17 protein-coding genes, 1 tRNA gene and 1 pseudogene are annotated in these 19,938 nt (G+C 75.6%); 12 read left to right on the top strand and 7 right to left on the bottom strand.

Annotation, left to right across the window (positions count from 1 at the left end):
* Positions 1-26: 26 nt before the first annotated feature.
* A complete protein-coding gene (locus J0910_RS18710) occupies positions 27-1,190 on the top strand; it encodes a DUF418 domain-containing protein (protein WP_420159828.1) in 1,164 nt (387 codons plus the stop codon).
* A 301-nt stretch (positions 1,191-1,491) separates the two neighbouring features.
* Here J0910_RS18710 and J0910_RS18705 read toward each other — a convergent pair.
* Positions 1,492-1,565: transfer RNA gene (locus J0910_RS18705), tRNA-Pro, on the bottom strand.
* A 159-nt stretch (positions 1,566-1,724) separates the two neighbouring features.
* On the opposite strand from J0910_RS18705, the gene J0910_RS18700 reads away from it, so the two are divergent.
* Complete coding sequence (locus J0910_RS18700) at positions 1,725-2,033, top strand: hypothetical protein (RefSeq protein ID WP_420159827.1); 309 nt, start codon at positions 1,725-1,727, stop codon at positions 2,031-2,033.
* 231 nt (positions 2,034-2,264) lie between these two features.
* Positions 2,265-3,095, top strand: coding sequence for an aldo/keto reductase (locus tag J0910_RS18695; RefSeq protein ID WP_420159826.1), 831 nt, complete (start codon positions 2,265-2,267; stop codon positions 3,093-3,095).
* A gap of 59 nt (positions 3,096-3,154) precedes the next feature.
* Here the strand turns inward: J0910_RS18695 and J0910_RS18690 are convergent, their stop codons facing one another.
* Both J0910_RS18690 and J0910_RS18685 read right to left on the bottom strand, forming a co-directional pair.
* Positions 3,155-3,313, bottom strand: a complete 159-nt coding sequence (locus J0910_RS18690; protein ID WP_420159825.1) for a hypothetical protein — start codon at positions 3,311-3,313, stop codon at positions 3,155-3,157.
* Positions 3,314-3,419: 106 nt separating this feature from the next.
* Complete coding sequence (locus tag J0910_RS18685; RefSeq protein WP_420159824.1) at positions 3,420-3,971, bottom strand: EF-hand domain-containing protein; 552 nt, start codon at positions 3,969-3,971, stop codon at positions 3,420-3,422.
* A gap of 213 nt (positions 3,972-4,184) precedes the next feature.
* Here J0910_RS18685 and J0910_RS18680 point away from each other — a divergent pair, with 213 nt between their 5' ends.
* Genes J0910_RS18680 through J0910_RS18670 form a run of 3 tightly spaced genes read left to right on the top strand, consistent with a single transcriptional unit; the run spans position 4,185 to position 6,208 of the window.
* Positions 4,185-4,946 (top strand): SDR family NAD(P)-dependent oxidoreductase, encoded by a 762-nt coding sequence (locus J0910_RS18680; protein WP_420159823.1) that lies wholly within the window; start codon positions 4,185-4,187, stop codon positions 4,944-4,946.
* Positions 4,943-5,770 carry an enoyl-CoA hydratase family protein gene (locus J0910_RS18675; RefSeq protein WP_420159822.1) on the top strand — a complete coding sequence of 276 codons (828 nt, stop codon included), beginning with the start codon at positions 4,943-4,945 and terminating at the stop codon, positions 5,768-5,770. Before J0910_RS18680 ends, J0910_RS18675 begins: the two co-directional genes overlap by 4 nt.
* Before the next feature lie 3 nt (positions 5,771-5,773).
* A complete protein-coding gene (locus J0910_RS18670) occupies positions 5,774-6,208 on the top strand; it encodes a RidA family protein (protein WP_420159821.1) in 435 nt (144 codons plus the stop codon).
* Between the two features lie 16 nt (positions 6,209-6,224).
* On the opposite strand, the gene clpX is transcribed toward J0910_RS18670, so the two are convergent.
* Entirely contained in the window at positions 6,225-7,496 is a 1,272-nt protein-coding gene (gene clpX / locus J0910_RS18665) for an ATP-dependent Clp protease ATP-binding subunit ClpX (RefSeq protein ID WP_420159820.1), read from the bottom strand.
* 89 nt (positions 7,497-7,585) lie between these two features.
* Between clpX and J0910_RS18660 the strand changes: the two genes are divergently transcribed.
* Positions 7,586-8,677 (top strand): TetR/AcrR family transcriptional regulator, encoded by a 1,092-nt coding sequence (locus tag J0910_RS18660; protein ID WP_420159819.1) that lies wholly within the window; start codon positions 7,586-7,588, stop codon positions 8,675-8,677.
* On the top strand, positions 8,674-9,240 hold the full coding sequence (locus J0910_RS18655) for a barstar family protein (RefSeq protein WP_420159818.1): 567 nt from the start codon (positions 8,674-8,676) through the stop codon (positions 9,238-9,240). Before J0910_RS18660 ends, J0910_RS18655 begins: the two co-directional genes overlap by 4 nt.
* A 1,056-nt stretch (positions 9,241-10,296) precedes the next feature.
* Here J0910_RS18655 and J0910_RS18650 read toward each other — a convergent pair.
* Positions 10,297-11,202, bottom strand: a complete 906-nt coding sequence (locus J0910_RS18650; RefSeq protein ID WP_420159817.1) for a PaaX family transcriptional regulator — start codon at positions 11,200-11,202, stop codon at positions 10,297-10,299.
* A gap of 102 nt (positions 11,203-11,304) precedes the next feature.
* Between J0910_RS18650 and J0910_RS18645 the strand changes: the two genes are divergently transcribed.
* From J0910_RS18645 to J0910_RS18630, 4 genes are all read left to right on the top strand, one after another.
* Positions 11,305-12,492 (top strand): acyl-CoA dehydrogenase family protein, encoded by a 1,188-nt coding sequence (locus J0910_RS18645; protein WP_420159816.1) that lies wholly within the window; start codon positions 11,305-11,307, stop codon positions 12,490-12,492.
* Positions 12,493-12,526: 34 nt separating this feature from the next.
* The gene (locus tag J0910_RS18640) at positions 12,527-14,179 is read left to right on the top strand and encodes an AMP-binding protein (protein ID WP_420159815.1); all 1,653 of its coding nucleotides are present in this window, start codon (positions 12,527-12,529) and stop codon (positions 14,177-14,179) included.
* A gap of 63 nt (positions 14,180-14,242) precedes the next feature.
* Positions 14,243-16,630, top strand: coding sequence for a bifunctional salicylyl-CoA 5-hydroxylase/oxidoreductase (locus J0910_RS18635; RefSeq protein ID WP_420159814.1), 2,388 nt, complete (start codon positions 14,243-14,245; stop codon positions 16,628-16,630).
* Between the two features lie 463 nt (positions 16,631-17,093).
* Positions 17,094-17,867: an alpha/beta hydrolase family protein gene (locus J0910_RS18630; RefSeq protein ID WP_420159813.1), complete on the top strand. Its 774-nt coding sequence runs from the start codon at positions 17,094-17,096 to the stop codon at positions 17,865-17,867.
* Positions 17,868-18,023: 156 nt separating this feature from the next.
* Here J0910_RS18630 and J0910_RS18625 read toward each other — a convergent pair.
* A pseudogene (locus J0910_RS18625) lies at positions 18,024-18,347 on the bottom strand (leucine zipper domain-containing protein); the annotation flags it as partial.
* A 74-nt stretch (positions 18,348-18,421) separates the two neighbouring features.
* Positions 18,422-19,912 (bottom strand): sensor histidine kinase, encoded by a 1,491-nt coding sequence (locus J0910_RS18620; protein ID WP_420159812.1) that lies wholly within the window; start codon positions 19,910-19,912, stop codon positions 18,422-18,424.
* Positions 19,913-19,938: the final 26 nt, after the last annotated feature.

The following is a 19,938-nucleotide window of genomic DNA, read 5'->3' as shown; positions in this document are numbered from 1 at the left end:
GCCCCGCACCCCCAAGGCTGCCGGGTATGGAAACCGAATCCGGGGCCTCACAGGCCCGATCCGAAGACCGACCCGTGTCCCGCTCCCGGCTGCCGCTCCTGGACGTGCTGCGGGGAGTCGCCATCCTGGGCACCCTCGCGGTCAATGTCTGGCTCTTCCTGCCCGGCGTGGCGCCCGAGGGCGCCCTCAGGGCGGTGTTGGACCCGCTGGTCAACGGCAAGTTCTACGCGATGCTCGCGATGTTGTTCGGCATCGGCCTCGCCGTGCAGTACCGCTCTGCCGCCGCACACGGTCGGCGCTGGCCCGGCCGCCACGGGTGGCGCCAGGTCCTGCTGCTGGTCGAGGGCGCACTGCACACCGTGCTGCTGTTCGCCTGGGACGTCCTCATGGGCTACGCCGTCACCGCTCTGGTGGTCGTGTGGCTGCTGGGGCGTTCGGAGAGGGTGCGGTCGGTGGTGATGTGGACCGCGCTGGGGGTGAACCTCACCCTCATGAGCGCGTTCACCCTGATGTTCGCCCTGTTCCCGGCGGATGACCCCGGGCCCCTGTCGGTCGGGGGCGAGGAGCTCCTCTTCATCGAGGGCACCTACCCCGCCCAGGTGGCCGAGCGGTGGTCGGGTTTCCTGGGCACGCGCGCCGAGATCCTCGTGGCCTTCCCCATGACCCTCTTCCTGTTCCTGCTGGGGGTGCGGCTCCACCGGGCGGGCGTCTTCGGCGACTCCGCGGAAGGGCAGCGGATCCGGGGCCGGCTACTGGCCTGGGGGCTGGGCCTGGGGCTACCGCTGTGCGTCCTGGGATCGGTGGTCCCCGAGCTCGGCACGGCGCACCGGTACGCCTTCTCCGGCCTGCTGATGCTCGGGTACGTGGGCCTGGCCGGGTGGCTGATGGACCGGGCGCGCGGGAACGGGCCGGTGGTCCGCTCCCTGACCGCAGTGGGCCGGACCGCACTGAGCTGCTACGTCCTGCAGAACCTGCTGGGGTCGGTGGTCTTCTACGGCTGGGGACTGGGGCTGGCGGGGCTGCTGCGGGGGACCGGGCCGTTCGTGATCGGTGCGTCGGTCGTGGCCGCCTACTGCGCGATCTCCCTGGTCCTGGTCGTCGCCGCCGGGATGTGGTCGCGCAGGTTCGCCCGAGGCCCCCTGGAGTCCCTCGGGGCCCGGGTGCTCGCGTTGGTACCGGAACGCCGCTAGGCCCTGTAGGGAGTCGTGGTCATTGATCGGCTCGGATGAGGTCCTTGATCCAGCTCATGCAGGCACGGAGACGGAGACCGGCCGGACAGCTCTCGGGGGTCTTGTCAGAGCGGGTGGCGATGCCGCGCCGGGCCGGGTGCGGGGGCGGCCCACCGGTCCGCGCACCCGCATCCGCTCCAGCACGGGGATGAACTGCGGGCCCGCGCGGCCAACGGCCCGCCCGGCCCCGGTTCAACCCCACCGGAGACGAAGAAAGAGGCCCGCCGACCGGCGAACCTCTTTCTGAACCGCTACCGCTCTGTCGGGACGGCGGGATTTGAACCCACGACCCCTTGACCCCCAGTCAAGTGCGCTGCCAAACTGCGCTACGTCCCGTGTGCCCGCCGCGGCGCCGTGCGCCGCCTGCCGACAGGGACGACTCTACCGCATTCCCAGGGGCTCCCGTGACGTGTGCGGGCGGGGGCGGCGGTGCCGGGACGTCGCTCTGCGTGGCCGCCGTCGTGACAATGCGCGACGTGCGAGGCATGATGAAGCATGGAGCGAAGCAGAGAACAGCAGGTGGCGGTGCTCGACGCTTTGGGGCGGGGGGTGCTGCCCCGGCAGGCGCGGTTCGTGGCCGCGGTGTCGCGGAGGTACCCCAAGGACGAGCTGGAGACGCCGGGGCAGCGGGAGACCGCCGCGGCGGCCGGGCGGACCTCGGTGGCGGAGGAGATCGAGGAGCGGTGGCCCGGGGCGCCGTTCGCGGTGCGGTGCGGGGCCGCGGGGGAGTTCCCCGGCGCGGTTCCCGGGGCCCACCCGGAGGACGAGGTGGTGATCGGCGTCGTCTACCGGATGACGGAATGATTCGGAAACAGGACGAGCAGGTCACATACGGGTGTCGAGCGGACCGCTCCGGTTGCGGCCGGCGGTGATTTCGAAGCAAGGTGGGGCGTCGGGCCCGAGGCCGGCCGCCAGGGGAGGGCGAGGGGCCCGGCGGAGCGGGTGGCGGGGGCGCCGGGGGCGCGCTCGCCGGAGGAGTTCCGCAGGGGCGGGCCGAGGGGCGGCGGACGAACGACCGCAACGGGGGAGAAGAGCATGTTCGAGATGCCTGAGGTCACGCTCGGCAACGGGGTCCGGATGCCGCAGCTGGGGTTCGGCGTCTGGCAGGTGGGCGGCGACGAGGTCGTCGACGCGGTCGGCACCGCGCTGCAGGCCGGCTACCGCAGCATCGACACCGCGGCCGCCTACGGCAACGAGGAGGGCGTCGGCGAGGCGCTGCGCCGCTCCGGGCTGCCCAGGAACGACGTCTTCCTCACCTCCAAGCTGTGGAACCGCGACCAGGGCTACGACCCGGCGCTGCGCGCCTTCGACGCGTCGCTGTCGCGGCTGGGGGTCGAGCAGCTCGACCTGTACCTGATCCACTGGCCGCTGCCGATGCACGACGCCTACGTGAGCACCTGGAAGGCCCTGGAGCGGCTCTACGCCGAAGGGCGGGTGCGCGCCATCGGCGTCTCCAACTTCAACGCCCCGCACCTGGAGCGGGTGATGGAGGAGGGCGGCATCACGCCGATGGTCGACCAGATCGAGCTGCACCCCAGGCTCACCCAGGCGGAGCTGCGGGGGTTCAACGCCGAGCACGGCATCGTCACCGAGGCGTGGAGCCCGCTCGGCCAGGGGAACCTGCTGGACGAGCCGGCCATCGTCAAGATCGCCGAGGCCTACGGCAAGACGCCCGCGCAGGTGATCATCCGCTGGCACCTGCAGCTGGGCAACGTGGTGATCCCGAAGTCGGTCACCCCGGAGCGGATCCGGTCCAACTTCGACGTCTTCGACTTCACGCTGAGCAGCGCCGACATGGAGGATGTCTCGGGGCTCGATGCGGGCCGGCGGTTCGGCCCGGACCCGGAGACCTTCGACGCGGACTGAGTGCGGCCGGCGCGGCGGAGGGCGCCTCCCGGGGACGGGAGGCGCCCTCCGCCGTTCTCTCAGGCCAGTTCGCGGCGCTTGCGGGCGGAGGCGAGAACGGCCTCCGGGCCCTTGCGCGCGACACGGAGGGAGTAGACGGCGAAGCCCCCGAAGATCGAGACGGGGATCGCCATGATGAGCGCCAGCGCGATAAGGCCGGCGATTCCGAGTTCACCCATGGGCCCATGATAGACGCCGGTCCGGCGCCGGGGCCGGGGGGAGCGCATCCGCGCCGCCGGCCGGCGCGGACGCCCGCGCGGGGCGGCCCTCAGGCCGTGCCGGGGCTCAGACCATCCCGAAGACGAAGCCGCCCGCGGACTCGGTGTCGTCCCCGAAGAGGAACTCCCGGGCCGACTGGATGAACTCCTCGCGGCCGATGGACCCGTCGCCGTCGGTGTCCAGCGCCTTGAACCGGGTCCGCGCGATCTCGGCGCCGGCGCCCAGGACCTCCGCGTACCGGAGGTACTCGGCCTCGCTGATCGAACCGTCGTCGTCATCGTCGAGCAGGTCGAACACCGCGTCGGCCAGGCCCTCGGTCGCGTTGAAGCGGCTCCCGTCCTCGGCCACCGCGTGCATGGCCCGGACGAACGCCTCCCGGTCCGGGAGGCGGGCCCCGGAGACCCCCGAGTGGCGGAGCAGCTCCAGCCACAGCATCTGGTAGGAGGTGCGGAGCGCCTGGGTCCTGCGGTCCTCGGCCTCCAGGGAGTAGCCCCGGGTGTAGCGGTCGACGAGGCGCTGGTAGTCCTCCCAGTCGATGGCGCCGTCGCCGTCGGAGTCCAGCGTGTCGAAGAGCCTGCCGAACCGCTCGGTGATCGCGGCGGCGGAAACCGTCTCCACGGGCGTTCCTCTCGCTTGCCGGGCGGGCCTCTCCCGCCCTGTGGTCCTTGGAGTCTCCCGTGGCGCACGGGGTTCCCGGTAATCGCCGGCGGCTTCGCGGCCGGTGTGCGGCGGTCCGTCCGGGTTCCGGGCGGGGCGGCCGCCGCGGACGCCGGCGGCCGTTTCATGTCGGTTTCATGACGGGGGTCATGATCGAGTGATAGCGTGCGCCCCATGGAGAGCGCCGCGCGGATCGCCGTGGTGACCGGCGGGGCCGGCGGGATCGGCCGCGCCGTGTGCGCGCTGCTGGCCCGCGCCGGGCTGCGGGTCGTCGCGCTGGGGCGGGACGCCGACCGCCTCGCCCGGCTCGAACGCGACCTGGACGGCTCGGGCGTGCGCGGAGCGGTCTGCGACGCCGCCGACGAGGAGCAGGTGGAGCGGGCACTGGCCGGGCTGGACGGCCCGGTGGAGGTGCTGGTGAACAACGCCGGCGCGGCCGAATCGGCGCCGCTGCACCGGACCTCGGCGGCCTCCTGGAACGAGCACTTCGCCGCCAACGCCACCACCGCGTTCCTGCTCACCCGGGCGGTGCTGCCCGGCATGCGGGAGCGGGACCGCGGCCGGATCGTCGCGGTGGCCTCCACCGCCGGGCTGGTCGGCACCCCCTACACGGCGGCCTACACCGCGGCCAAGCACGCCCTGGTGGGCCTGGTCCGGGCGACCGCGGCGGAGGTCGCCGGAACCGGGGTGACCTGCAACGCGGTCTGCCCGGCGTTCGTCCGCACCCCGATGACCGAGCGGTCGGCGGCCCGGATCGCCGAGCGCACCGGGCGCAGCGCCCAGGAGGCCGAGCGCGCGCTGGCGGGCGCCGCGCCCCTGGGCAGGCTGGTGGAGCCGGAGGAGGTCGCCGCGGCCGTCGGCTACCTGGCCTCCGAGGCCGCGGGCTGCGTCAACGGCCAGACCATCGTCCTCGACGGAGGAGGCGTCCAGCAGTGAGCCCGTTCCGAGCGTCCGCGCCCTTCACCGACTCCTGGGAGCACTTCGACCTGTCGCTGCGCGGCGGCGTGGCCACGGTGGAGTTCACCCGGCCCGACCGGCTCAACGCGCTCACCTTCGACGTCTACGCCGACCTGCGCGACCTGCTGCTGGAGCTGCCGCACCGGGACGACGTGCGGGCGCTGGTGCTGCGCGGCCGGGGACGCGGCTTCTGCTCCGGCGGGGACGTGGACGGGATCATCGGCGCCACCCTGGAGATGGACCCCGACGGCCTGCTCGGCTTCACCCGGATGACCGGGGAGACGGTCCGGGCGATGCGGGAGTGCCCGGTGCCGGTGATCGCGGCGGTGCACGGGATCGCCGCCGGCGCCGGGGCGGTGCTGGCGCTGGCCGCCGACTTCCGGCTGGTGGAGCGCTCGGCCCGGTTCGCGTTCCTGTTCACCCGGGTCGGCCTGGCCGGCGGCGACATGGGCGCGGCCTACCTGCTGCCCCGGGTCGTCGGCCTGGGCCACGCCACCCGGCTGCTGATGCTGGGCGACACCGTCGGCGCCGAGGAGGCCGACCGCATCGGCCTGGTCAGCGAGCTGGTGGAGGACGGGGAGTCGGGCGGGGCCGCGGCGCGGCTGGCCGAGCGGCTGGCCGCCGGCCCCGCGTTCGCCTACGCCCAGACCAAGGCGCTGCTCTCCCGGGAGCTGGACATGGGGCTGTCCGCCTCGGTCGAGCTGGAGGCGGTCACCCAGGCGCTGCTGATGAAGACCGAGGACTACGCCGAGTTCCACGCGGCGTTCACCGGGAAGCGCGAGCCGGAGTGGAAGGGGAGGTAGCCCGTGGCGGAGGAGCGGACGGAGGCGGAGGTGCGCACCCCGCACCGCCTGGTCGAGGCCGGAGGGCTGGCGCCGGCCGTGGGCTTCGCGCACGCGGTGGTGCCGGCCGCGGGGCGCACGGTCTACCTGGGCGGGCAGACCGCCCAGCTGCCCGACGGGTCGATCGGCGGCGGCGGCCTGCGCGGCCAGTTCGACCTGGCGATGGGGAACATGGTCGCCGCGCTGCGCGCGGCCGGCGGCGGGCCCGGCGACCTGGTCTCCCTGGCGGTGTACACCACCAGCGTCCCCGACTACCGGGCCGACCTGAGGGGCATCGGCGCGGTCTACCGACGCCACCTGGGCCGGCACTACCCGGCGATGGCGCTGTTCGGGGTCGCCGAGCTGTTCGACCCCGAAGCGGTGGTGGAGCTGGTCGGCACGGCGGTGGTCCCGGAATAGGGCGGGGGCGGTGCGGTCAGGCGGTCTTCTCCTCGGGCTCCTCGCCCCGGCCCCCACGCGGCACGATCGTCGGATTCACATGCTCCAGCACCGCCTCCCGCGTGATGATCACCCGCCCCACATCCTCACGCGAGGGCACCTCGTACATCACCGACAGCAGCACCTCCTCGATGATCGCCCGCAGCCCCCGGGCCCCCGTCCCCCGGATGATCGCCTGCTCCGCGATCGCCTCCAGCGCCCCCGGCGAGAACTCCAGCCCCACACCGTCCAGCTCGAACAACCGCTGATACTGCTTCACCAGCGCATTGCGCGGCTCGGTCAGAATCCGGATCAGCGCCCCCCGATCCAGATCATGCACACTCGTGATCACCGGCAGCCGCCCCACGAACTCCGGGATCATCCCGAACTTCAGCAGATCCTCCGGCATCACCTCGCCGAACAGGTCCGCACCGCCGGCCTCCGGACCCAGCACCGCGTTGAACCCCATCCCCCGCCGGCCCACCCGCTGATCGATCAACCCGTCCAGCCCCGCGAACGCGCCCCCGCAGATGAACAGCACATTGGTCGTATCGATCTGGATGAACTCCTGATGCGGATGCTTCCGCCCGCCCTGCGGCGGAACACTGGCCGTGGTCCCCTCCAGGATCTTCAGCAGCGCCTGCTGCACCCCCTCGCCCGACACGTCCCGGGTGATCGAGGGGTTCTCCGACTTGCGGGCGACCTTGTCCACCTCGTCGATGTAGATGATCCCCGTCTCGGCCTTCTTCACGTCGTAATCGGCCGCCTGGATCAGCTTCAGCAGGATGTTCTCCACATCCTCGCCCACATACCCCGCCTCGGTCAGCGCCGTGGCGTCGGCGATCGCGAACGGCACGTTGAGGATCTTGGCCAGCGTCTGGGCCAGCAGCGTCTTGCCCGACCCCGTCGGCCCCAGCAGCAGGATGTTGGACTTGGCGATCTCCACGTCCTCATCGCGCGGGCGCTCCCCCTCCGAGCGCACCCGCTTGTAGTGGTTGTACACCGCCACCGACAAGGCCTTCTTCGCCTGCTCCTGACCGATCACATGCGAATCCAGGAACGCATGGACCTCCCGGGGCCTGGGCAGGTCGGCCGGGACCGGGGGCGCGGGTTCGCCGAACTCCTCGTCGACCAGCTCGTTGCAGAGCCCGACGCACTCGTCGCAGATGCAGACCCCGACCGGTCCGGCGATGAGCCGCTGCACCTGCCGCCGGCCCTTGCCGCAGAACGAGCACTTCAGCAGCTCGTCGCCGTCCCCGATGCGCGCCACACGCCCCCGCCCCTCTAGATGATCCCATCATCTGGATGATGACGATATCTTGGGCGGTGCGGAACGGCAAAGCGGCGGCGAGGAGCGCGATGGCCAGGCTCAGCAGGGCGGAGCTGCAGGGGGTCAACCGGGCGAAAGTGCTGGCCGCGGCGGACGCGGAGTTCGCCGAGCGGGGGTTCCGCGACGCCAAGGTGGACGCCATCGCCGAGCGCGCCGAACTCACCCGCGGGGCGGTCTACTCCAACTTCCCGGGCAAGCGCGCACTGTACTTCGCGGTCCTCGCCGAGCGGGCCGAGCGCGCCCCCGCCCCGCCGCCCCCGGCGCCGGGCCGCACCGCCCGCGAGGCGCTCGGCGCGTTCGCCCGCGCCTGGGTGTCCCGGCTCCCGCTGGCCGGTGCCGACGGCCGCCCCGGCGAGGCCCGGATGGACGAGGACCTCATCCCCGAGGTCCAGGCCGACGAGCCCGCCCGGCGCGCCTTCGCCCAGCTGATGAAGGTGGACGCGCTGCTGCTCGGGCTGGCCCTGGAGCGGCTCGGCCCGGAGCCGGCGGCCCGCGGGGTGCGCACCGCCGAGGCCGCGCTCACCCTGCTGCACGGGGCGGGCCGCACCGCCGCCGCGGCGCCCGGGTTCACCGATCCGTTCGACGTGGTCCGCGCCTGCGAGCACCTGGACGGCGTCTACCCCGACGACGCGTGGCCCGAACCGGCCTACCCGCCGCCGGTGCGGGAGACCGACGAGCCCTGGTCGCCCCCGGAGGCGGCCGACCTGGTCGCCGCCGCCCCCGCCGACCTGGCCGCCGACGGGGTGCTGTGCGTGCTGGGGGTGCACCGGCTCGGCGCCGTGGAGGAGGCGGTCCGCGCCGCCCGCCCCGGCGACCGGGTCACCGCCGCGGTCACCGCCGCCGCCCCCGGCGAACTGCTCCCGCTGGCCCGGCTGGCCGTCGCCGACCTGACCGGCTGCCTGCGCGGCGCGTTCCCCGCCGAGGCGCTGCCCCGGCTCCAGGTGGTCTGCGACCCGGAGGGCGCCATCGCCGCCGCGGCCGGCGCGGCCGACCCCGGCGACGGCACCGAGACCGCGGTCCGCATCGCGGACGGCCGGATCACCGCCCGCGCCGAGGGCCGCCTGGCCTGCCACGCGGCCGCCGCCGTCCGCCCCGGCGCGGGGGAGGGGGCGGCGGAATGATCATCGACGTCTCACCCGAGGAGCTCGACGGTGCCTCCCTGGTCCGGGTGGTGGCCGCCCGGCTGGCGGTGCAGGCCTGCGCCCCGCGCACCTGGGCCGACCTGCGCCTGCCGGCCCAGGAGCGGGCGCGGATCCCGCACGAGCTGCACATCGTGGGCTGGAGCGCACTGGTGGAGAACCGGCCGGAGGACGCCGCCGGCCTGCTCGACCTGGTCGAAGCGGTCCGGGAGACCCGCCCCGGGACCGTCGCGACCTTCGGCGACGACCTGTCCGGCGTCACCGTCCGGATCGACCTCTCCGGGGTGGCCGACGCGGACGGCCTGCACCGGCTGCTCAAGCGGGAGCTGGGCTTCCCCGCCTTCTACGGCCGGAACTGGAACGCCTTCTGGGACGCGGTCACCGGCCTGGTGGAGACGCCGGGCGCACTCCATTTCACCGGCTGGCCCGACTTCGCCGCCCGCCTTCCCGAGGACGCCGAGACGCTCCGCTCCCTCCTCACCGACCTCGCCGACTTCCACCGCACCGCAGGCGGAGAGCCCCGGCCACTGGTGACCTACGCCTAGCCCTCTGAGGGGCGGTGTGCCCTGGTCAGCGAAGCCAGGCGAGCCCCGGCCACCCGGCGGGACCGGTCGGTCGGGTGCGGAGCCTCACGGGGTGAGGGTTCGAGCAGGCGGCGACGGCGCAGGAAGGGACAGGGCCGGGCGCTCCGGCCGAGCGCGGCGTCTCACGGGGTCGGGCTTCGAGCAAGCGGCGATGGCGGGAGGGGGACCGGCCGGTCGGTCAGGCGCGGCGGGGCGGTCGAGGGGGCCGGTGCTGGCCGGGACGGCGGGATGGCCGCTCCCGCGTCGCCTCGGGCGGCCATCTGGAAACCTCACCCCTTCCTGACCTGGATAAATACGCAGGGTGATGGTTGGCTAGGGTGCCCTGCGCATCTCCACATCACCCTGGCGGCGCCGGGGCGCGCATCTCGGGCCGGATTCGGCCTCTGAGGGCTCGAACGGCGCCGTTCGGGTCGAGGGACGGGGATTCGTGCCGATGGCAAAGCCGGAAACTGGCGGGCCGAATCCCGGGAAGGTCAAGGCTGGAAGTGAGATGTCGCTTTTGTGCTCCCGCGGAGCTCTTCTTGGTCACTTTAGGTAATCGTTGGGGGGAGGATGAGGGCTTCAGGGGGTACTACTCGCGCGTAGGCGTCATCGGGGTCGCCGTGGAGATGCGCAGGGAGCCCCCACGCCTGCCCGACCCCGCCACTGATCCGACATATAAGGCATAACCCCCAGGCGGGTGCGGGCGAGCGCCCGCCCTGCCTTCACCGGGGCGCCGCTTTTCTCCTGCCGGATGCACGTGCCCTGCCGGGCCGGCGAACACGGCGCCGGCCCCTCCCGCCCTCGCCGCCTGCTTGAACCCTCGCTCCGCGAGGCGCCGCACCCGGCCGGAGTGCCCGGCCCCGCCTCTACCGGCGCCGTCGCCGCTGGTCTGAACCTTCGCCCTGTGGGGCCCGCGCCGGACCGACCAGCCGGTCCCCCACTCGCCCTCGCCGCCGAGCAGGACCCTGCTCGGGGAGAGGGCTCGGCTCGGAAGTGGGAACCCGTCCCGTTCGGAGGGGAGGCGGCCCCCGGGCCTCAGCCGCCCGTGGCGGTGCGGACGTGCTCCAGGGCCGGGGGGCGGAGCAGGGCGTGCAGGTCGAGGAAGACCTGGGCGGCGCGGGTGCCGGACCAGGCGGAGGGGAGGACCTCGGGGGGCAGGCCGGGGTCGAGGAAGGGCATCCGGCGCCAGGCGTCCACCGCGCGCAGGTGGTCGGCGAAGGCGGCGGCGGGGTCGCCGGAGTCCTCGCCGGAGAGGCGGTGCCGGGCCAGCACCGGCTCGTACTCGCCGAGGAAGGCGCGGTACATGCCCTGCAGGGCGTCCAGGTCCCACCAGTCGGCGACCGCGTCGGCCAGGTCGCCGAAGCCCAGCCGCTGCCCGGTGAAGAGCTGGGCGTACCCGCGCGCGCCCAGCTCGGTCAGGGCGCGCCGGGCCTCGTCGGCCAGGTGGGCCGGGGCGATCCACACCCCGGCGGCGGTGCTGCCGAAGCCCAGCCAGGTCAGCCGGGAGCGCAGCCGGTGCCGGAGGCCGCGCTCGGCCTCGGGGATGGAGAAGACCACCAGCACCCAGCCGGCCGAGAGCTCGGCCGTGCGGCGCTCGAAGATGCGGCGGTCGCCGTCGGCCAGGATGCGCACGCCCGCCTCGGAGAGCCGGTAGCCGGCCGCGCCGCCGCGCCGCTCGGCCTCCAGCAGCCCGCGCCGCTTGAGCCGGGAGACCGCCGAGCGGACCCCGGGCGCGTCCACCTCCAGGCCGGCCATGAGCGAGATCAGCCCGGCCACCGAGACCCAGCCGCCGATCTCCCGGCCGTAGCCGCCGAAGAAGGAGACGATCAGGGAGCGGGGGCGGCGGTTGCGCCGCTCCCCGCCGGACCGCCCCGCGGTGTCCGGAGTCTCCCCGGGGGTGCCGTTGGGGCCGTCGAGTGCCGTACCGGGTGCCGTCGTCACGCTTGCACGATACCGCCGGGAACCCGCGAGTGACGAACCATTGACGGCCGTCACGCACTCGGTATATTCGGAGGCGGACCATCGGCGACCCGGGGAGGGCGCATGGCGTTCACGCTCAGCCCGCACCAGCGCGGCTTCGCCGCGTCGGTCCGCGCCGCGGCCGAGCGCGCGTTCGGCCCTGGAGCCCCCGCGCACGGCGGGGAGCGGGCGGAACCCGCCGGGCGCGTCGACCGCGCCCTGCTGCGCCGGCTGGCCGGCGCCGGCCTGCTCGCCCGGCTCTTCCCGGACAAGGGCGCCTCCGCACTGGAGCTGTGCCTGCTGCGGGAGCACACCGCCGGGGTCAGCACCGCCGCCGAGACCGCGCTGGCCCTGCAGGGCCTGGGCGCCTACCCGATCCTCCAGTCCGGCACCCCCGAGCAGGCCGCGGAGTGGATCCCGCGCGCCGCCGCCGGCGAGGCGGTCGCCGCGTTCGCGCTCAGCGAGCCGGAGGCCGGCTCCGACGCGGCCGCGCTGCGGCTGGAGGCCCGCCCCGGCCGGGACGGGGGCTGGCGGCTGCACGGCGAGAAGACCTGGATCTCCAACGCCCCCGACGCCGACTTCTACACCGTCTTCGCGCGCACCGGCCCCGACCCCGGGGCGCGCGGCGTCTCGGCGTTCCTGGTCCCCGCCGACCGCCCCGGCCTGCACGGCGAGCACCTGGACATGCTCGCCGACCACGCGCTGGGCCGGCTCGTCTTCGACGGCGTCCCGGTGGGCCCCGGCGACCTCGTCGGCGAGCAGGGCCGCGGCTTCCGGGTCGCGATGCGCACCCTCGACCTGTTCCGCCCCAGCGTCGGCGCGTTCGCCGTGGGCATGGCCCAGGCCGCGCTGGACGCCGCCGAGCGGCACGCCGCGGCCCGGCACGCCTTCGGCGGCCCGCTCCGCGACCAGCAGACCGTCGCGCACACCCTGGCCGAGATGGCCGTCCGCACCCAGGCCGCCCGGCTGCTGGTCTACTGGGCGGCCGAAGCCCAGGACACCGCGGCCGGCGGCGGTGCCCCGGAGGGCGCCGCCCCCACCGAGCGCGCCGCGATGGCCAAGCTGCACGCCACCGAGACCGCCCAGTACGTGGTCGACGCCGCCGTGCAGATCCACGGCGCCCGCGCCCTGCGGCGCGGGCACCTGCTGGAGCACCTCTACCGCGAGGTCCGCGCCCCGCGCATCTACGAGGGCGCCTCGGAGGTGCAGCGCGGCATCATCGCGCGGGAGATGTTCCGCCGCGCCGACGCCCGCCGGCCACCGGACGCCTGACCAGACCCGACAGTCGGACCAGCAGGAGACCGCGATGGAGCCGAGTCTTTCCCCGTCCGCCTACGCCGACACCTTCGCCCGGGACCGCCTCCCGCCCGCCGAGCAGTGGCCGCGCCTGCTGTTCACCCTGCCCGAGCTGCACTACCCGGCCCGGCTCAACTGCGCCGAGGAGCTGCTGGACCGCACCATCGACCGGTACGGCGGCGACCGGCCCTGCGTCCGCGGCGGGGAGGGCGAGGCGTGGACCTACGGAGGGCTGCGCGCCCGCACCGACCGCATCGCCCGGCTGCTGGTCGAGGAGATGGGCGTGCGCCCCGGCAACCGGGTGCTGCTGCGCGGCCCCAACTCGCCGATGCTGGCCGCCTGCTGGCTGGCGGTCCTCAAGGCCGGCGGGGTGGTGGTGACCGTCCTGCCGGTGCTGCGCGCCGAGGAGCTGGAGGCGGTGCTGCGCGCGGCGCGCGTCTCGCACGCGCTGTGCGACGCCCGGTTCGCCGCCGACCTGCACACCGCTGCCGACCGCGCCGCCGGCGACCTGGGCGGCCGCACCCGGGTCGCGGTCTACGGCGACGGCGGGCCGCAGGACCCCGCGGCCCTCGCCGAGCAGGCCGCCGCCGAGGGCGAGCCGCCCTTCGCCGCGCTGCCCTCCGCGGCCGACGACGTCGCCCTGATCGCCTACACCTCGGGCACCACCGGCCGGCCCAAGGGGTGCGTGCACTTCCACCGCGACGTGCTGGCCATCGCCGACACCTTCTCCGCCCGCGTGCTCAAGCCCCGCCGGGACGACCTGTTCGCGGGCAGCCCGCCGTTCGGCTTCACCTTCGGCCTGGGCGGCCTGCTGATCTTCCCGCTGCGCGCCGGCGCCGCGACCCTGCTGCTGGAGAAGGCCGGGCCGGAGCGGCTGGCCCGGGCGATCGAAGAGGAGCGCGTCACCGTGCTGTTCACCGCGCCCACCGCCTACCGGGCGATGCTGGCCGAGGCCGGCCGGCGCGACCTGTCCCCGCTGCGCCGCTGCGTCTCGGCCGGCGAGCACCTGCCCGCCGCGGTCTGGCAGTCCTGGTACGAGGCGACCGGGGTGCGGCTGATCGACGGCATCGGCGCCACCGAGATGCTGCACATCTTCATCTCCGCCGCCGACGAGGACATCCGGCCCGGCTCCACCGGGCGCCCCGTCCCCGGGTTCACCGCCGAGGTGCTCGGCGACGACGGCCGCCCGGTGCCCGACGGCACGCCCGGCCGGCTCGCGGTGCGCGGCCCGGTCGGCTGCCGCTACCTCGACGACGACCGGCAGGCGGTCTACGTGCGCGGCGGCTGGAACATCACCGGCGACACCTACGTGCGCGACGCCGACGGCTACTTCTGGTACCGCTCCCGCTCCGACGACATGATCGTCTCGGCCGGCTACAACATCGCCGCCATCGAGGTGGAGGAGGTGCTGATGCGCTCCCCGGACGTGGCCGAGGCCGCGGTCGTCGGCGTCCCCGACACCGAGCGCGGGCAGATCGTCAAGGCCGTCGTCGTCCCCGCGGAGGGCTCCCCCTCCGACGAGGCCGCCGCCGAGGCGCTGAAGGCCTTCGTCAAGGAGCGCATCGCCCCCTACAAGACGCCGCGGGCGGTGGAGTTCACCGCGGCGCTGCCCCGCACCGAGACCGGCAAGCTGCAGCGGTTCAAGCTCCGCGAGAGCGGCTGAGCCGCCGGCCCGCGACCGAGCACACCGGCGGCGCCCGGCCGCCCGACCAGTCACGGAGGCCCCATGCGCATCGCCTGCATCGGCGGCGGCCCCGGCGGGCTGTACCTCGCCGCCCTGGTGAAGAGGCTCGACCCCGGCCACCGGGTGGTCGTCTACGAGCGCAACGCGCCCGGCGACGCCTTCGGGTTCGGGGTGGTGCTCTCCGACGAGACCCTCGGCGGCATCGAGCACGCCGACCCGGACGTGCACGCCGCGCTGGCCAAGTCCTTCGCCCGCTGGGACGACATCGACGTGCACTACCGCGGCACCACCGCCACCTCCGGCGGGCACGGCTTCTCTGCGGTCGACCGCCGGGTGCTGCTGGGCATCCTCCGCGACCGCTGCGCCGAGCTCGGCGTCGAACTGCGCTTCCGCACCGAGGCGCCGCCGCTGGAGGAGCTGGAGCGCGGGCACGACCTGGTGGTCGCCGCCGACGGCGCCGGCAGCGCGGTGCGCACCGCGCACGCCGGCCACTTCGGCACCACCCTGGACCGCCGGGCCTGCCGGTACATGTGGCTCGGCACCGACCTGGTCTTCGACGCCTTCAACTTCCACGTCCTGGAGACCCCGTACGGGGTGGTGCAGGCGCACGCCTACCCCTACTCCGAGCGGGAGAGCACCTTCATCGTGGAGATGCACGAGAAGGTGTGGCGGGCCGCCGGGTTCCGCGACCCGGGCCTGCCGCCCGGCGCCGACGACACCGAATCGGTGCGGCGCTGCGCCGAGCTCTTCGCCGGGGTGCTCGGCGGGCACCGGCTCATCCCGAACGGCGCCCGCTGGCGCTCCTTCACCACGGTGCGCAACCGCACCTGGCGGCGGGGGCGCACGGTGCTGCTCGGCGACGCCGCGCACACCGCGCACTTCTCCATCGGCTCGGGCACCAAGCTCGCCATGGAGGACGCCCTGGCCCTGGCGGCCTGCCTGCACGAGCACCCCGACCCCGACGCGGCGCTGGAGGCCTACGAGGCCGAGCGCCGCCCCGTCGCGCAGAGCCTGCAGCGCGCCGCCCAGGCCAGCCTGGAGTGGTTCGAGGACATCGGCCGCTACATGGGCCAGGAGCCGCTCCGGTTCGCGTTCAACCTGCTCACCCGGAGCCGCAGGGTGGGCCGGGAGAACCTGCGGCTGCGCGACCCCGGGTTCGTCGCCGCGGTCGACGCCGCCTTCGAGCGCGCCGCCGCCCGGACCGCCGGGCCGCGCGGGGAGGGGGAGAGCGGGGCGGAGAGCGGCCCCCGGCCGGCCATGTTCCACCCGTTCCGCCTCCGCGGCCTGGAGCTGAAGAACCGGATCGTGGTCTCGGCGATGGACATGTACTCCGCCGAGGAGGGCACCCCCGGCGACTTCCACCTGGTCCACCTGGGCTCCAAGGCGCTCGGCGGGGCCGGCCTGGTGATGACGGAGATGGTCTGCGTCTCCCCGGAGGGGCGGATCACCCCGGGCTGCGCCGGGCTGTACGCCCCCGAGCACGAGGAGGCCTGGCGGCGGATCACCGGTTTCGTGCACGCCTCCAGCACCGCCGCGATCGGCGTGCAGCTGGGCCACTCCGGCCGCAAGGGCGCCACCAGGCTGATGTGGGAGGGGATGGACGACCCGCTGGAGGAGGGGGCCTGGCCGGTGGTCGCGCCCTCGCCGATCCCGTACCGGCCCGGCGTCGGCCAGGTCCCGGCCGAGCTGGACCGGGCCGGCATGGACGGGATCCGGGAGCGGTTCGCGCGCAGCGCCGAATCGGCCGCTCGGGCCGGCTTCGACCTGCTCGAACTGCACTGCGCCCACGGCTACCTGCTGTCGGGGTTCATCTCCCCGCTGACCAACCGGCGCACCGACCGGTACGGCGGCGACCTGGACGCCCGGCTCCGCTACCCCCTGGAGGTCTTCGAGGCGGTGCGCGCCGCCTGGCCCGCCGAGCGGCCGATGACGGTGCGCATCTCGGCCACCGACTGGGCCGAGGGCGGCACCGGCGGTGACGACGCGGTGCGCATCGCCCGCGCCTTCGCCGCGGCCGGCGCGGACGCCGTGGACGTCTCCACGGGCCAGGTGGTCGCGGACGAGGAGCCCGCCTACGGGCGCAGCTACCAGGTGCCCTTCGCCGACCGGATCCGCGCCGAGACCGGGATCCCGGTGATCGCGGTCGGCGCGATCTCCTCCCACGACGACGTCAACTCGCTGATCCTGGCGGGCCGGGCCGACCTGTGCGCGCTGGGCCGCACCCACCTCTACGACCCGCAGTGGACCCTGCACGCCGCCGCCGAGCAGGACTACGCCGGCCCCGGGGCGGACTGGCCGGTCCAGTTCTCCCGGGGCTCCCGCCGCCCGCCGACCGGCCGCACCGACGGCCCCCGCCCCCGCCTGGAGCTGCTCCGCCACCCCGACCAGGGGCCGGCCCACCGCCGCTGGCGCCCCGGGTCCCGGCGGTGAAGCGGCGCCCTCGCGGCCCCTCCCCGGGAAGGGGCGGACCGGTGCCGCAGGAAGGAGGGAAGGCTCTCCGGAGGGCCCAGAGAAGGCCCGGAGAGGGCCGCGGAGGTGCGGCGGACCGGGGCCGGCCCCCGGACGTCCCGTGCGCGCCCCGCCTCAGAGGCCGTCGGGTGTCCGGCCGGCCGCCCGGTGGGGCCGCCTCGCGCTTCCCCGCCCGGCCGGCCCGCGCCGGAGGCGCACACCGCCCGCCGCGGCCTGCCTCCGTGAAGCCTTCCCGCTGCGGCACCGGGACCCGGACCGCCGCTTCCCCCGGCCCGCGCCCGGACGCTCCGGGCGTCCGCTCGCACACCCGGCAGCCTCTCAGCGCAGGCGCCCGGGAGCGTCGACCGGGGCCGGCGGGAGCGTGCAGGCGGTCCGGCGGCCCGGAGGGCGGCCGAGGGCATCCGGCGGTGGAAGGATGGCGGGCATGGAAGCGGAGAGCGGAGAGCGGGCCCCGGGGCGGGCGGAGGTCCTGCGCTACGGGGCGCACCCCAGCCAGAGGATCGAGGCCGGCGGCCCGGTGCGGAGGGCGGACGGCCGGCCCGCGCCGGTCGCGGTGCTGCTGCACGGCGGGTTCTGGCGGGACATCCGGGCGGCCGACCTGATGGACCCGATCGCCGCCGACCTGGCCGAGGCCGGGTGGCGGGTGTGGAACGCGGAGTACCGGCGCACCGGCTCCGACGGCGGCGGCTGGCCGCAGACCCTGGACGACGTGCGCGCCGCCCTGGCGCTGCTGGCGGAGCGGCTGCCCGCCGAGGGCTCCGCGGACCGCCCGGACCGGGTGGTCGCGGTCGGCCACTCGGCCGGCGGCCACCTGGCGCTGCTGGCCGCCCCGGGATCGCCGCTGACCTCGGTGGTCTGCCTGGCCCCGGTCACCGACCTGGCCGACACCCACCGGCGCGGCCTGGGCGAGGGCGCCGTCGCCGACTTCCTCGGCCCCGAACCCGGTGGGGCGGAGCTGCGCGCCGCCTCACCGGTGGCGCAGGCCCCCTTCGGCCTGCCGCAGCTGGTCCTGCACGGCGACCGCGACCAGCGCGTCCCGCTGCAGCAGAGCCTCGCCTACACCGAGGCCGCCCGCGCCGCCGGCGACCCGGTGGAGCTGCAGGTCCTGGACGGCGTCGACCACTTCGCGGTGATCGACCCGGCCGGCCCGGCCTGGGCGCGGGCCCGCGCCTGGATGGAGGCCCCGCCGCAGGGGTGAGGGGCGCTCCCGGCCACCCCTCCGGCGCGGCGGCCCCGACGCCGGAGCGGACCGGCGCCGCCGCGTTCTCCGCCCGCCGCGGCACCGCCGCCGAGCGGGTGCCGGCCGCCGAGCGGGGCCGGGCCTTCAGGCGGGCCCTGGCCGGCATCGGCGCCCGGCGATGCGGGCCGGGCCCCGCCTTCTGAGGACGCGCAGCTTGACGACGCGGCGCTCGCGGCGGGCGGGGGCGCGCCGGGGGCAGTGGCGGGGGCGGCTGGAGGCGTCGCGCATGCCGGTCTCGCCCTGGGCGCGGTAGCGGGCGGCCCAGCGCTTGGCGGTGGTGTGGCTGACCTGGAAGCGTTCGGCGGCCCGGCGCAGGGGCCACCCGCCCTCGACGATGCAGCGGGCCGGGGCCAGGCGGCCGCGGGGTGTGAGCGGGGCGTTGGCATGGGTACTGTGGGCCACGAAGGACCTCCTGGTCGTTGGTGGGACGTCAGACATCCACACCGATACCGGAGGTCCTTCGCTTTTTCATGCTCTGTCCGTTGTGTAACCAACCTCAGTGGTCAGTACAGCTAGGAGGCCGAACCGGGGAGGAGGGCCTTGGAGGAGACGCGGTCGGCGGTGAAGCAGATCCGGTAGGTGTCGCCGAAGGCGTCGTCGAGGGGGTCGGCGGTGGCCGCGTAGTAGCGGCAGTCGCCGGGCGGGGGGTCGGGGTCCACCACGTCGGCCTGGTGGGCGGGGAGGAGGGCCTCGGCCTCGGCGCGGGGGTCGCCGGGGGAGATGGCCGCGTAGGCGGCGGGGGAGAGCAGGGAGCGGGAGGCCTCCCCGACGTTGACCGCCTGGGCGATGGCGGCGACCAGGGCCACCGCGGCGACCGGTGCGGCCAGGGCCGCGCCGAACCTCAGGGCGCTCCTGCGGCGGGCCTTCTCCAGCCTGCGGCGCATCTCGGAGGTCAGGCGGGGCGGGGAGACCCCGTCCTCCCCGCCGGCGGGGGCCTCCGGGGGCGGGGAGCCGGGCGGGCGGGTGGCGGCGAGGGGGAGGACCGCCTCCAGGGTGAAGGCGCCGCCGGCGTGCCCGGCGGTCATCGTCCCGCCCAGGGAGCGCACCCGCTCGCGCAGCGCGGCCAGCCCCGTCCCGCCGGGGCGCGGCCCGGCCGCCGGGTCGGGGGCGGGGTTGCGCACGGTGACGGCCAGGCTCTCGCCCCGGTCGGCGAAGCGGACCAGCACCGGGCGGCCGGGCGCGTGCTTGAGCGCGTTGGTCAGCCCCTCCCGGACCACCCGGTGCACGCCGGCCGCGCCGAACGCGGCCAGCCGCTCCTCGCCGGGTTCGTCCTCGACGTCGATCCGGGCGCCGGCCGCGCGGGCGCCGGCCACCAGCTCGGCGACGCCGCCGGCGGGCGGTTCGGCGGGCGGGGGCGCGTCGCCGCGCAGCAGCTCCACCGAGGCGCCGAGCCGCTCCACCGCCTCGCCCACCCCGCGCCGGGCCCGTGCCACCGCCTCCCGGTGCTCCTCGCCGAGGTCCGGGCTGAGCTCCAGCCGGCCCAGGCCGAGCGCGACCAGGCTCAGCGCGTGCCCGAGGTCGTCGTGGAGCTCCTCGGCGACGGCGTTGCGCTCGCGCATCCTGGCCGCCTCGGCCTCGTGCCGCCGGGACTCCTCGGCCCGCTCCAGCGCCTCCCACTCCCGGGCCAGCGACCGGCGGTTCCGGGCCCATGCCCCGGCCAGCAGCCACGGCAGTGCGCCGAAGGCCACCCCCGCGACGAGGGCGTTGTAGACGGTCAGCAGCGACTCCGCGCCCCACAGCAGCGCCAGGGCGGCGGCGAGCACCCCGCCCAGCAGCGGCACCGCGCCGTAGCGGAGGTCCGGGGCGAGCAGGCCCGTGGCCGCGGCCGCCGCGGCCAGGGCGGGCATGAACCAGGGGGCGATGGAGAAGAGGAACCAGGGGGAGAGCACCGGCAGCACCAGCAGCACCAGGAAGGCGGCCGACAGCGCGGCGGCGCGCAGGTCCAGGGGCGGCCGCGCCGGGGCTCCGGGCAGGGCCCCGGGGGCCGGGGGCGTCGACGGCACGGGCGCTCCTTCTCCGGTTCCGACGG

The organism is Nocardiopsis oceanisediminis (genome assembly GCF_048595525.1).
Lineage (GTDB): Bacteria > Actinomycetota > Actinomycetes > Streptosporangiales > Streptosporangiaceae > Nocardiopsis_A > Nocardiopsis_A oceanisediminis.
This window is presented reverse-complemented; position numbering and strand designations above follow the sequence as displayed.

What these genes read in the sequence shown, in the direction of transcription:
- J0910_RS18630 (WP_420159813.1), top strand. Translation starts at nt 17,094, where the DNA reads ATGGAAGCGGAGAGCGGAGAGCGGGCCCCGGGGCGGGCGGAGGTCCTG.
- J0910_RS18645 (WP_420159816.1), top strand. Translation starts at nt 11,305, where the DNA reads ATGGCGTTCACGCTCAGCCCGCACCAGCGCGGCTTCGCCGCGTCGGTC.
- J0910_RS18655 (WP_420159818.1), top strand. Translation starts at nt 8,674, where the DNA reads ATGATCATCGACGTCTCACCCGAGGAGCTCGACGGTGCCTCCCTGGTC.
- J0910_RS18690 (WP_420159825.1), bottom strand. Translation starts at nt 3,313, where the DNA reads ATGGGTGAACTCGGAATCGCCGGCCTTATCGCGCTGGCGCTCATCATG.
- J0910_RS18710 (WP_420159828.1), top strand. Translation starts at nt 27, where the DNA reads ATGGAAACCGAATCCGGGGCCTCACAGGCCCGATCCGAAGACCGACCC.
- J0910_RS18640 (WP_420159815.1), top strand. Translation starts at nt 12,527, where the DNA reads ATGGAGCCGAGTCTTTCCCCGTCCGCCTACGCCGACACCTTCGCCCGG.
- J0910_RS18680 (WP_420159823.1), top strand. Translation starts at nt 4,185, where the DNA reads ATGGAGAGCGCCGCGCGGATCGCCGTGGTGACCGGCGGGGCCGGCGGG.
- J0910_RS18700 (WP_420159827.1), top strand. Translation starts at nt 1,725, where the DNA reads ATGGAGCGAAGCAGAGAACAGCAGGTGGCGGTGCTCGACGCTTTGGGG.
- J0910_RS18695 (WP_420159826.1), top strand. Translation starts at nt 2,265, where the DNA reads ATGTTCGAGATGCCTGAGGTCACGCTCGGCAACGGGGTCCGGATGCCG.
- J0910_RS18660 (WP_420159819.1), top strand. Translation starts at nt 7,586, where the DNA reads ATGGCCAGGCTCAGCAGGGCGGAGCTGCAGGGGGTCAACCGGGCGAAA.
- J0910_RS18635 (WP_420159814.1), top strand. Translation starts at nt 14,243, where the DNA reads ATGCGCATCGCCTGCATCGGCGGCGGCCCCGGCGGGCTGTACCTCGCC.